This is a genomic window from Okeania sp. SIO2B3 (assembly GCF_010672525.1).
Taxonomy (GTDB): Bacteria; Cyanobacteriota; Cyanobacteriia; order Cyanobacteriales; family Microcoleaceae; genus Okeania.
In genome coordinates this window covers 1-12,498 of the sequence record NZ_JAAHGH010000038.1, presented here as the reverse complement: position 1 = coordinate 12,498, position 12,498 = coordinate 1, and the positions used below count along the sequence as shown (strand labels likewise).

The window sequence follows — 12,498 nt, the reverse complement described above, 5'->3', positions numbered from 1 at the left end:
CTTATTGTTAGTTTAGTAACCTGGTTAACGGAGTTTGAAGAACGAAAAGAAGAAAAACTTTTTTCTACCTGGAGTGTTATTAATGATGGTAAAGGCGATAAATCTGGGGTTGTGAAAACAGCAGTAGGACGATTACATAAAGATGGATTTTCGTTATCTGGTCTACAACTTAATGAAACTAACCTGAGTAAAGCTAACCTCAGTGAAGCTAACTTCAGTAGAGCTGACTTCAGTGAAGCTGACCTCAGTGAAGCTAACTTCAGTAGAGCTGATCTCTTTGTGGCTAACCTCAGTGTAGCTAACCTCAGTGGAGCTAACCTCAGTTTTGCTGACCTCAGTTTTGCTGACCTCAGTCAAGCCAAGCTTTTTAGAGCTAAACTCAGTGAAGCTTACCTCATTAGAGCTAACCTCAGTCAAGCCAAGCTTTTTAGAGCTAACCTCAGTCAAGCTAACCTCAGTGAAGCTGACCTCATTAGAGCTGACCTCAGTCAAGCCAAGCTTTTTAGAGCTAACCTCAGTCAAGCTAACCTCAGTCAAGCTAACCTCCGTCAAGCTAAACTCCGTCAAGCTAACCTCAGTCAAGCTAACCTCAGTCAAGCTAACCTCAGTCAAGCTAACCTCGGTGGAGCTAACCTCAGTCAAGCTTACCTTTTTAGTGCAAAAAATCTCAGTAATGCACAAATAAAATTAGCTTGCAATTGGAAAGAAGCAATTTATGTAAACAGTACAATAGTTGAAGAGAATACAGTATCTGGAGACAAATTCATTCCTATAGACAAACAAGCCAACCAAGAAAGAATAAAGGAAATTGAACAAGATAAAGATTCCGATCCTAAAAATCCTCCTGACTGCTCTAAATGGGAGAAAGACTGACAAAACCTTATTAAAAACTAAAAATTATGCACATATCTAAGTATCTTATTTTACTCTTAATATCTTTATTTTCAGCCTGTACTTTTGAAACATCAAAAATCCCACCAGAAACAGAAACTTCCGACAAAAATTCTACATCTATAGTTACTCAAAATAGTAATTCTCAGTTAGTCAAAAATCTGGTAGAAAATTATCTCAACAAAACTCCTGTTGACACTGCAACAACTCTAACTATTCCTCAAGCAAAACAAATTCAAAAGCAATTTATAACAGAAATTAGTAAAAACTTAGGTCAAATAGTTGGCTACAAAGCAGCATTAACTAATCCAAATGCTCAACAACGTTTTAATGTTTCTCAGCCTTTGCGAGGTGCTTTACTCGACAAAATGTTCCTCGAAAGTGGTGCTGTAATTCCAGCTAAATTTGGCAGTCGTCCTATAGGGGAAGGTGATTTAATTGTTAGAGTTGGAAGTGCAGAAATTAATAATGCTAAAACTCCCAGAGAAACTTTAAAATATCTTGATGCAGTAATACCATTTATTGAATTAGCAGATTTAGTTTATAGTCAAGATTTAAAATTAGATGCACCTGCTCTTTTAGCTATTAATGTTGGGGCAAGAACGGGAATTTTAGGTAATCCTATTCCTTTAGCCGATACTGATGAATGGGAAAATCGTTTAAAGAATCTAAACCTAGAAATTTTAGATGAAACTGGTAAAGTATTAGTATCAGGAAATAGCAGTTCTTTATTAGGTAATCCGCTAAATGTTGTTCTCTGGATTAAAAATTCTTTACAAGCAGAAGGTAAACAATTAAAAAAAGGGGATCTACTTTCTTTAGGGAGTATTACAAATTTTTTTACTGTTAAATCAAATACTACTATCCGCGCTCAATATACAGGTCTAACTCCAAATGAAACCGTAGAAATATTTGTGAAGTTTGAATAGTATAGCGCTACGCGCAGGCAACAGCTCCGGAAGGCAACAGGCAACAGGCAACCCACCCCTCGCCCCTCCCCCTCCCAGGAGGAAATTGCCGTTTGCGCAGCATCTGCGTTGGAATAATATCAGGACTTACGCAAAGGCACTATTTATAGAGTCCAAGTACTATTGGACAACAGTTTTTAGCGCTATATATAGCGTATATGCGTAAGTCCTAAATATAAGACTTTTAGCTATTGGACAGTTCCTGTAAAGCGCTGCGCGCAGGCAACAGGCAACAGCTCCGGAAGGCAACAGGCAACCCACCCCTCCCCCTCCCAGGAGGGGAATAAATTGCCGTTTGCGCAGCATCTCTGTTGGAATAATATCAGGACTTACGCAAAGGCACTATTTATAGAGTCCAAGTACTATTGGACAACAGTTTTTAGCGCTATATATAGCGTATATGCCTAAGTCCTAAATATAAGACTTTTAGCTATTGGACAGTTCCTGTAAAGCGCTGCGCACAGGCAACAGCTCCGGAAGGCAATAGGCAACCCACCCCTCGCCCCTCCCCCTCCTAGGAGGGGAATAAATTGCCGTTTGCGCAGCATCTGCGTTGGAATAATATCAGGACTTACGCAAAGGCACTATTTATAGAGTCCAAGTACTATTGGACAACAGTTTTTAGCGCTATATATAGCGTATATGCGTAAGTCCTAAATATAAGACTTTTAGCTATTGGACAGTTCCTGTAAAGCGCTGCGCGCAGGCAACAGCTCCGGAAGGCAATAGGCAACCCACCCCTCGCCCCTCCCCCTCCCAGGAGGGGAATAAATTGCCGATAATATAAGACTTTTAACTATTGGACAGTTCCTGTAATTTGTAAAGTTGTATGGAACGTCCCTACTCCCTCTTTTGCCGAGATGTCTAGTATAGCGCTACGCGCAAGGCAACAGGCAACAGGCAACAGGCAACAGGCAATAGGCGACAGGGGAATATAAAAGGGTTTTCCTACGGAATGCTGCGCAAACAGCTTCTATTTATGCCCTAACCTTAATACGTAGCGCTATATTGAAATAATTATAGAATTATAAACAGATATTATATAACCGGATTCTATGTGTAATTAACCGGATTTGATATAATAAGGAGTAAATAACGTAATATTTTTCCTTATTCCTTCTTCCTTCTTCCTTCTTCCTTCTTCTTCTTCTTCCTTCTTCCTTCTTCCTTCTTCTTCCTTCTGCTATGAATAATTTTCTCACCCAACATTTTAGCCTACAGAGAATAGTAGTTAAGTTGGGTTGAGTAAGGTAAGCTTGCTGAATGAATGTAAACTTTTTAAGCTCATAAATTAGCAATATATCAACATCTATCTATGAACTTTTCTCTTCGTTTTATTATGCCAATAAGCAGTCATAATTTTAGGCTCTGAAAATCCCTGGACACAGACAACTCTCAATCCTCGCAGCACATCTATAAACCTTTTATAAGGAGTTCTGCATAAATTCTTATCAGTCAAAGTATAAGTGACTGCCCCATAACTAAATTGTCTATTACCATAAATTATGGCAACTTTCATCATAGGCAAACTAATAGCACGTTGTTGTTGTCGGCGTTCCAAATGATTAGTATCTTTAGGATTATGTACAGCGCTAATACAACCTAATTGTTGAATATTTTTGTCATTTTGAAGCACTAGACTGAGTTGGTGATTCATGTTCATTGTCCTCATTGAGTAAAGTTACTAGGTAAATCACAAGCAAAAAATTAAGCATAGTTTAATTGAATTGATGTCTAGAAATAGACTAATAGTTCAGCACAAAAAAGAGATATGGAACAGCTTACTTACTAAAAGCTTTTATGTAGCTATTCCAGAAAATGTTCTAGGTAAGTTTTCAGTGGGTTGAGAAATAAATCCCGGTAAAACCACATAGAATAAATACACTGTTTTATCCTTGACTAGGCAGGAGGATTAATAGATTTTTCTTCCGAAGTAGTTATACCCTTAAAACCAGGTTAACAAAGACTACAGAATTTGCAAGTTATACTACATTCTGTAATTGCCAAAAATAGGCCACTTGTTGTTGCCACTGGTACCAATATTTCATCACTTCATTAGGTTGAAACCAAGTATTGTTGGGGGAACGTGGCATCACTTATCGACTCTTGAGGAGTGGCGACGATCAGCAAACCATTGTTGAGCCTAAGGCCATATTGACGATTCATTGCCCCACAATAAGCTGCCAGTTGGAAGAGTTTCTCAGCAAGAGGTTTGATTTGATTAGCAGATAGAATTATGATATAATGCAGCCTTTGCAGATCGTAGCATAAATTGACTGTGTAGGCGTACTGTCGGGGGTTGGAAACAATCTAGATAAGTGCTACTTAAGCAGTAAACCTCAACGATTTAGGTTTGAAAATCTCCCATGATCATCTTTAGATTTAACGGGGGAGGATGTCAAGATTAATAATTTCTATGAACACTTAATATTTCAGACTGGCCGTGTACAAAAAAACAGTATCAATATTTAGTAGTTTAGTGGTGGCCACAATAACAGCCACTGTTCCTTCCATTGCCTATGGGGTTACTTGTCAAGAAACATCTAGAATAAATACCTATACTTTTTCTGGCTGTGGGGTCAAATTATTGGCTCAAAATCAATCCGTGAGTTCCAACTTAGACAAACTATTACGCCAGGGAAGAACGCTAGCGGATGCGGGTAAATACCAAAAAGCGATCGCCATATATCAACAGGCAGCACGTTTAGACCCAAAAAATGCACAAATATATTCTGGTATTGGCTATTTAGAGGCACTCCAAGGAAATTTTCAAGCTGCAAGTCAGTTTTATCAACAGGCGATCGCTATTGAGCCTCATAAAGCAGATTTTCAATATGGTTTGGGATATAGTTTGGCTAAGTTAGAAAACTATCAAGCCGCAGTTGAAGCTTATCGTCGTGCTTCTTTACTTGACCGCAATAACGTTAATGCTCATTTAGGATTAGGTGCTGCATTATTTCGTCTAGAGAGATACAATGAAGCGATAGTTGCATATCAAGTAGCAATTCGGTCTAATTCTAATAATGCTGAAGCTTATGCTTCAATGGGTTTAACATTACTGAAACAGGAACGTTTTCCTGAAGCATTAGAAGCACTTAGAGAAGCTGTTAGATTATCACCGAGAGATGCAGGAGTGCAAATCAAGTTAGGAACTGCTTTATTATCTATTGGAGATATTAATGGTGGTTTAGCTGCTCTGGAAGTAGCTTCTCGTCTAGGACCTCGAAATGGAGAGATTCAGTTTCAAATTGCGGAAATTTATCAAGCACAAAATAATCCCCAAGCTGCCTTGAAATTTTATCAAAGAGCTGCTTATGCTAATCCTGATTTAGTAGAAGCTAGGTTTGCTGCAGCAGAGATACTTTTAGAAAGTCAGGATTATTTACAAGCCATAATTATGTATCGGCAAGTAATTAAGAAAAATCCGGATAATGCAGATGCTCATTATAAAATGGGGTTAGCTCTTCACCGTCGAGAGCGCGTTCGAGAAGCTAGAAAGTCTTTTGAAACAGCATTAAAATTGTTTGAGAAACAGAATAATTATGAAGGTAAAGAAAAAGTGGAAACTATTATGAAGGAATTGGAAGATTAATTAGGGCTTGCTGATTAAATCTAAAAGCATTGACATATAAAGACAAGTGCCTTTTTGGGGTCTTTAAAAAGTACCTAGTATCACGTTTAAAACGCTCGTGCGAGGAGCGTATTTTAAGCGCATAGTTGGACAGAACAATCTTGGGACAAAACTTAGCTCCTACTTCCTCGCTCATTCCTACCCTCCTGGGAGGGGTTAGGGGTGGGTTGTCTCCAGTATAGCTGTCTCCTACCCCAGAAAAAAGGCTTTCCATACGCAAACCCTAATTAGTAGTCCTGCATAGTAATGGTACACAGCAAAGAGGAATACCTGGCACGGGAGCATTTTGCTCCCACTGTTGTACCTTGTACAATGCACGACCATTACAATGCACCACCACCCAAATTAATATCAAATTAATATATAGCAATTAGGAATCAGATGCGAGAATTGAAGTGTTCCTTTAAAGTATAGAATATAGCAGTTATCTTATTCTTATATATTCGTTTTTTTCTTCTTCCCTGTTGCCTGTTGCCAGATGAGCTGTTGCCTAAAAGTCTCCAATATCTCACAACTTAAATCATATTAATATAAGTTTGATCTACAAATTTAAATTTTCTAATTCTTGCCACAAAGTATTCATAAACTCCTCAGTATCTTTTAAATCCATCTTACCTAAAGCTTCCCACTCTTCAGCACTATAATTATTGTCAATTCTCATCACATCCTGAGTCCAATAAGGCAAACTAGATGGTTTTTCCATCAGCTCACGAGCCATATTTTCTGCAGCTTTACCAGGATTTTCCCCAGTAATTTTTGTTGCCAAACAAAACTTTAATAATTTTGCCAAATTACTATCAGGAGAAACTAACATGAGAAAAGCCATATTTTTTGCTAATAAGTGCTTTTGTGATTCCATAAATTTTCTGCCTATTTTTAGTTAGTTTTAGTCTGGCTGAATTTTAGCATTTTTTAGTCTAAAAAAGTGCCAGCTTTTCGGCGGTAAGAGCTGCATAAAGCTAGTATTTTGGCACGATTATGGCAGAACAATCTTGGGAAAATTTTTCCGACTACCTCCTCTATAATACCAATTTGAAAAAAGAATGCTACAAAAAGGTAGACCTTGATCGAATATGCTTAAAAATAGCTATTCCAGTTCATTTTAGATAGTTATTTATATTGTTTTTCCCTTTTTTTTCAAAATTTATCCCTTCTTCCTTCTTTCCTCTTCCTTCTTTCCTACGGACTATGCAACGTCCCTACCATTTGTAACAAATATTTATCACATTGGCATAATTCCCATTTCTCCCCTCCTGGGAGGGGTTAGGGGTGGGTTGTCTCCTGTCTCCCCCTCCCCTCCTGGGAGGGGCTAGGGGTGGGTTGTCTCCTACCCCTAAACCCTATTTATGCTTTGAACCATCTGGCATAATTGCATCTTTTAAATAGGCATTAGAAAGTTCAGCAACACTTACTTTTGCATCCTTGAGATTCGCACCAACTAAATAAGTTTCAATAATTTTTGCCCCACTCAAAGTCGCCCCACTCAGATTAACACCGCTCATATTAGCATTACTCAAGTCAGCACAAACTAGATTAGCATTACTCAAATTAGCACTACTCAAATTAGCATTACTCAGGTTACTAAAACTGAGATTTGTATCAATTAAATTACTGCTTGATAATTTAGCATTCGCCAGGTTAGCATAACTTAAATTTGCTTGTTTAAGATTAGCATTATCTAGGCAAGCTTCACTCAAATTTGCTTCATTGAGATTTGCTTTTTTCAAATCAATACTTGCCAAATATGCACCTGGTGCTTGTAGAGTTCTCAGAGAAACATTATCTTTATTCAAATCTTGAATTGCCATAAATCTAGCCTGACTATCTTTGATGCCTTTAGCTGCATCTATTACGCTCCAAGCTTGATAGTGAAATTCTTTTTTTCGGTCGGGGATTTCTTTAACAAACAGAATTATAGCAACAATAAGACTAATAGTATCAGCAGAAGCTAATGTTTTAGCAAAAATAGAATCTTCACCGACTAAATTCACCACTATAATTGCAACAATGACGGCGATAATTACTACATATATTTTTGGCAATTCCCAGAAAATATTAATAATTTGTGTAAGTAATTTCTTGAGTTTTGCTATTGCCTCCTCAGTAGAATATTCTTTGTCTGACAGTTCTTTTTTTTGCTTAGTTTTAGTTGTTATTTTTTGTCTAGTTGTGGGAGGAGAAAGAGATTTTTTTTCTTGTTCAGAAGTGGGTTTTGTCGTTGTTTCTTCTACTTGTTTGGGAGGTGGTGTTGGTGTTTTTATATAACCTGCTCCTTCAAACATGAATCTAGTAATCTGACCGAGTGCATATACCCAAGCTTTCTTAACTTCGGGAGTCCAGTCTTCCTGGAGATACTGTTTTAAAGTTTTCAGTATAGTTTTTTCTACTAAAGGATAATGTTGTTTGAGAGTGCCATAATTAACGTGACGGGCACCAAGAGCGCGTAAGACTTCTGCTAAAGCTTCTGGGTTTCGCAGACTTTCCACTACTAAGACTAAGGAATTAAGCAACTTTTTTTGTTGATTTTCCATATCGGTATTAGCAAATAGTGGTTTTGCCTCTGGGTATGCTGCAAATAAATTTTCATAGAAACTGGCAGCAAATTCTGCTCCACGGGATTTTATTTTTTCAAAGCTGTTTTCGATGACTTCTACCTGTAACTTAGAGCTTGGTTTTGATACTGGTGCTTTCTCTAGATTGATTTCTATTTTTGGTGGCGAGGTAGTTTCAACTTCTGTGTTTGAAGTTTCTGGAGAATACCCTGCACCTTCAAACATCAGTTGCACAATTTGTTCGTAAGCAAATACCCACGCATTCTTGACTTCCAAATTCCAATCTTGCTGAAGATACTGTTCTAAAGTCTTCAACAATGCTTCCCCAACTAGAGGATAATGTTGCGGAAGAGTTCCATAATTAATATGACGGGCACCAAGAGCGCGCAATACTTGTGCTAAAACTTCTGGGTGACGGAGACTTTCTACTACTAACACTAAGGAATTAAGCAACTTTTTTTCTTGCTGTTGTATATCAGTATTAGCAAATAATGGTTTTGCCTCTGGATATGCTGCAAATAGATTTTCATAGAAACTGGTAGCAAATTCTGCTCCACGGGGTTTGATTTTTTCAAAGCTCCTTTCAATGAGTTCTATTGGTGAAGTAGGGGTTGGTGTAGCTTGAACTTCGGTTTCGGTGTTCTTGATGTGGGGGTTTTCCTGGGTCTTGGTTTCAGTTTCTGTAGTCTCATCAGTGGGCGATCGCTCCTTCTCCGGTGGATAGTTTGCACCTTGCAACATCAATTTTGCAACCCCACGATAAGCATATATCCAAGCTGCTTTTACTTCTGGAGTCCAATATTCCCCAAGATACTGCTTTAATGTTTTTAGTAGTGCTTTACCTACTAATGGATAATGTTGTTTGAGAGTGCCATAATTAATGTGCCGACTGCCTAATGCTTGTACAACTTCTTTTAGCACTTCTGGATGCCGGAGATTTTCGACCACCAATATCAGAGCATTAAGCAATTTTTTCTGTTGCGTTTCCATATCAGTATTAGCAAACAGTGGTTTAACTTCTGGATATTGTGCAAATAAGTTTTCGTAGAAACTGGCAGCAAATTCATTAGCATCAAGTTTAATTTTCTCAAAACTTTGTTCTACAATTTCAATTTTTGATTGCATTTTTTATGTAAAATTAGACATTAACTATTGATAATATAGATGAATTTTTTCAGTATCAAATCACACATTAACTTGTAATGCCTCTGCCAGAAATCAAGAATAGCTTGAAATAGAAAAATGTAGATAAAAAAAAGGTAAAAAAGATTTAATTGTTACTTTTGTAACAGCTCTATTATTTTACAGTGAAAAACTGTAAAGTATTGTAACAATTACGATTTTGATCGTAATAAATTTTACTCTGGTTTGACAGTTGGTCTAACCTATAAATTACTCTAGTTTGACAGTTAGTCTAACTTATTAATTTGAGTTAATGTAACGAGGTAAAGATGATGAATAATCTCCAAAAATATCGTATCCAATGCACACTCACTTTCGGCGACATTTATGGCCAAATTATTGTTTGGTTAATAGTGGTATTCTTGAGCATAGCTGGAGGAGTCGCCCTTTGGACTAGCAGTAGCCAAGTCTATGCTCTAGGGGCTATTGCTTTAATCGTGGTTTTGTCTCTACCCTTCCTACTTTTTGCTTTTGTAACTACCTTATTAAACCATATTGAAGTCTTTTCAGTAGAGCCTAATGATGAAGAAGAGCCTCAAACCTCAATGTCTGGTCAGCAAGCAGCAACTTCTGCAGGCTAAATGTTTTAACTTTGAATTGAGCAACACCAAAAACTAAAGTCCTCATTTAATTTGAGGAATTTAACAAGTTAAAAACCTGCCTGCTTAATTACACAGGTGGGTTTTTTATTTAAGGCTAGTTTATAGCAGAAGGAAGAAGGAAGAAGTAAGCAAGAAGGAAGAAGGAAGAAGGAAGAAGGAAAAAGAAAGTCAGAAGGAAGAAGGAAGAAGGAAGAAGAAAGTCATAAGGAAGAAGTTAAGAAGTTAAGAAGGAAAAAGAAAGAAGAAGTTAAGAAGTTAAGAAGTAAGTCAGAAGGAAAAAGAAAGTCAGAAGTCAGAAGAAAGAAGAAGGAAAAATATTGCTTTGTCTGAGTTTTAAGCTGTCGAACTATAGTAACCTTTCCTCCGACTGCTATAAAAAAATATTGCTACAAATTAAAAGAAAATTTAGTATCATACCATTTAAAAAAAAGAATGTTACGAATAATAAGTTCAATATAAAGACTTTAGAGAAGATGTCCTTTTGAGAAAAAAAGAGAATTTCTGACCTAAAAACTGGTATTGAAGCCATTCATTCTGACTCCTGAGGACTGAGGACTGACTCCTAAGAAATAGCCTAACTATTTGTAGCAAACAGTTATCAAATTGATATAAGATAATAACAGGATAAAACTATTAGAGATTTACTTAATGTTAGAACACGACGTAATAATAGTAGGTGGCGGTCTAGCAGGCAGTCGCGCTGCTGTAGAAATAGCCCGCAAAAATCCTAGCTTGAATGTGGCAGTTGTTGCCAAAACTCACCCCATTCGTTCCCACTCGGTAGCAGCTCAAGGTGGAATAGCAGCTTCTCTCCAGAATGTAGATCCTGAAGATAGTTGGAAAGCTCATGCTTTTGATACAGTCAAAGGTTCCGACTATCTAGCTGACCAGGATGCAGTAGAAATTTTGGCAAAAGAAGCACCAGATGTAATTATTGACCTCGAACATTTAGGGGTCTTATTTTCCCGGTTGTCAGATGGTCGCATTGCTCAACGTGCTTTCGGCGGTCATTCCCACAACCGCACTTGTTACGCTGCGGATAAAACTGGTCACGCTATTTTACATGAATTGGTAAATAACCTCCGTCGTTATGGGGTGCATATTTATCAGGAATGGTATGTAATGCGCTTGATACTCGAAGATGGTCAGGCAAAGGGCGTAGTTATGTACCATATTCTAGATGGTGAAATTGTTGTGCTGCGAGCAAAGGCAGTGATGCTTGCCACTGGTGGTTATGGTCGAGTATTTAATACCACTTCCAATGATTATGCTTCTACTGGCGATGGTTTGGCAATGGCAGCAATGATTGGCCTTCCTCTGCAAGATATGGAGTTTGTACAGTTTCATCCTACAGGTTTATATCCAGCAGGAGTTTTGATTTCTGAAGCGGTGCGCGGTGAGGGTGCTTATCTAATTAATAGTGATGGCGATCGCTTTATGGCAAATTATGCTCCTAGTCGCATGGAGTTGGCACCCCGCGATATTACTTCCCGTGCTATTACTTTGGAAATTAGTGCTGGTCGCGGAATTAATATGGATGGTACTGCGGGAGGTCCGTTTGTTTATCTCGATCTGAGTCACATGGGGCGGGAAAAAATTATGAGTCGAGTACCGTTTGCTTGGGAAGAAGCACATCGTCTTGTAGGTATTGATGCGGTGAACGAACCGATGCCAGTTCGTCCCACTGCTCATTATTCTATGGGTGGCATTCCTACTAATACTGATGGTAGAGTTTTTGCTAGTGCTGATAGTTTGGTGGATGGGTTATTTGCTGCGGGTGAGTGTGCTTGCGTGTCGGTGCATGGGGCGAATCGTTTGGGCAGTAATTCTTTGTTGGAATGTGTGGTTTATGGGCGACGGACTGGGGCAGCGATCGCTGATTTTGTAGAAGGTCGCAAATTGCCGAATATTGAGGAAGAACCTTATATTCAGGAGGCACGAGAACAAATTCAAGGGTTGTTGGACCGTTCGGGAGAATATCGTATTGATTTTTTACGGCAGCAGTTTCAGGATACGATGACTAAGCATTGCGGTGTATTTCGTTCTCAGAATGTGATGCAAGAAGGGTTGGAAAAATTGAAACAGTTGCAGGAGCAATATCAGGAGGTTTATTTGGATGATCAGGGTAAGTTGTGGAATACGGAAGTTATTGAGGCGTTGGAGTTGCGGAGTATTATTGTGGTAGGGGAAACAATTTTAAGTTCGGCGTTGAGTCGTCAGGAAAGTCGTGGCGCTCACAGTCGGGAAGATTTTACCCAGCGGGATGATGAGAATTTTCTGAAGCATACTTTGGCATATTATTCGTTAGCAGGAATTGATATTGGTTATCGACCTGTAGCAGTTACAATGTTTGAGCCACAGGAACGGAAGTATTAATTTTTATAGCGGAAGGAAGAAGGAAGAGGGAAGAAGGAAGAAGGAAGAAGGCGTTTAGTTATCTACCAAAGAAGGAAAAATCTAGCTTTGTCTGAGTTTTAAGCTTTTGATCTGTCCGCGCCCTTTCCTTCGACCGCTGTAATCAGCAGGCCCTAATTATTAATTATTAATTAGAGTTGTTGGGAAATAAGGTAAAATGGTTCAAGCAGAAATTGGCCAGAAGAATGCTAAATATTGAACGAGCCTTAAAACAAGATAGGTTACTCAGAGCATTAACAGGATTAAACCGTAAAGCA

Annotated in this window: 8 protein-coding genes; 5 read left to right on the top strand and 3 right to left on the bottom strand. The window is 38.3% G+C overall.

Translation table 11 applies throughout. From position 1 onward, the window contains the following. Both F6K15_RS21740 and F6K15_RS21735 read left to right on the top strand, forming a co-directional pair. On the top strand, window positions 1–873 hold an 873-nt coding region (locus F6K15_RS21740), incomplete at its 5' end, for a pentapeptide repeat-containing protein (RefSeq protein ID WP_293064209.1). A gap of 26 nt (window positions 874–899) precedes the next feature. Then, a complete protein-coding gene (locus F6K15_RS21735) occupies window positions 900–1,820 on the top strand; it encodes a 2-keto-4-pentenoate hydratase (protein WP_293064207.1) in 921 nt (306 codons plus the stop codon). 1,348 nt (window positions 1,821–3,168) lie between these two features. Here F6K15_RS21735 and F6K15_RS21730 read toward each other — a convergent pair. After that, entirely contained in the window at window positions 3,169–3,516 is a 348-nt protein-coding gene (locus F6K15_RS21730; RefSeq protein WP_293064204.1) for a hypothetical protein, read from the bottom strand. A 786-nt stretch (window positions 3,517–4,302) separates the two neighbouring features. Here F6K15_RS21730 and F6K15_RS21725 point away from each other — a divergent pair. Next, window positions 4,303–5,451, top strand: a complete 1,149-nt coding sequence (locus F6K15_RS21725; RefSeq protein WP_293064201.1) for a tetratricopeptide repeat protein — start codon at window positions 4,303–4,305, stop codon at window positions 5,449–5,451. A 580-nt stretch (window positions 5,452–6,031) separates the two neighbouring features. Here the strand turns inward: F6K15_RS21725 and F6K15_RS21720 are convergent. Then, window positions 6,032–6,349: a hypothetical protein gene (locus F6K15_RS21720; protein WP_293064199.1), complete on the bottom strand. Its 318-nt coding sequence runs from the start codon at window positions 6,347–6,349 to the stop codon at window positions 6,032–6,034. A gap of 481 nt (window positions 6,350–6,830) precedes the next feature. Beyond that, entirely contained in the window at window positions 6,831–9,167 is a 2,337-nt protein-coding gene (locus F6K15_RS21715) for a globin domain-containing protein (protein WP_293064196.1), read from the bottom strand. A 329-nt stretch (window positions 9,168–9,496) separates the two neighbouring features. On the opposite strand from F6K15_RS21715, the gene F6K15_RS21710 reads away from it, so the two are divergent. Both F6K15_RS21710 and F6K15_RS21705 read left to right on the top strand, forming a co-directional pair. Further along, window positions 9,497–9,805 (top strand): hypothetical protein, encoded by a 309-nt coding sequence (locus F6K15_RS21710; RefSeq protein WP_293064259.1) that lies wholly within the window; start codon window positions 9,497–9,499, stop codon window positions 9,803–9,805. Between the two features lie 669 nt (window positions 9,806–10,474). Continuing rightward, window positions 10,475–12,202 carry a succinate dehydrogenase/fumarate reductase flavoprotein subunit gene (locus F6K15_RS21705; protein ID WP_293064193.1) on the top strand — a complete coding sequence of 576 codons (1,728 nt, stop codon included), beginning with the start codon at window positions 10,475–10,477 and terminating at the stop codon, window positions 12,200–12,202. Window positions 12,203–12,498 lie beyond the last annotated feature (296 nt).

What these genes read in the sequence shown, in the direction of transcription:
- F6K15_RS21710 (WP_293064259.1), top strand. Translation starts at nt 9,497, where the DNA reads ATGAATAATCTCCAAAAATATCGTATCCAATGCACACTCACTTTCGGC.
- F6K15_RS21730 (WP_293064204.1), bottom strand. Translation starts at nt 3,516, where the DNA reads ATGAATCACCAACTCAGTCTAGTGCTTCAAAATGACAAAAATATTCAA.
- F6K15_RS21735 (WP_293064207.1), top strand. Translation starts at nt 900, where the DNA reads ATGCACATATCTAAGTATCTTATTTTACTCTTAATATCTTTATTTTCA.
- F6K15_RS21705 (WP_293064193.1), top strand. Translation starts at nt 10,475, where the DNA reads ATGTTAGAACACGACGTAATAATAGTAGGTGGCGGTCTAGCAGGCAGT.
- F6K15_RS21720 (WP_293064199.1), bottom strand. Translation starts at nt 6,349, where the DNA reads ATGGAATCACAAAAGCACTTATTAGCAAAAAATATGGCTTTTCTCATG.
- F6K15_RS21715 (WP_293064196.1), bottom strand. Translation starts at nt 9,167, where the DNA reads ATGCAATCAAAAATTGAAATTGTAGAACAAAGTTTTGAGAAAATTAAA.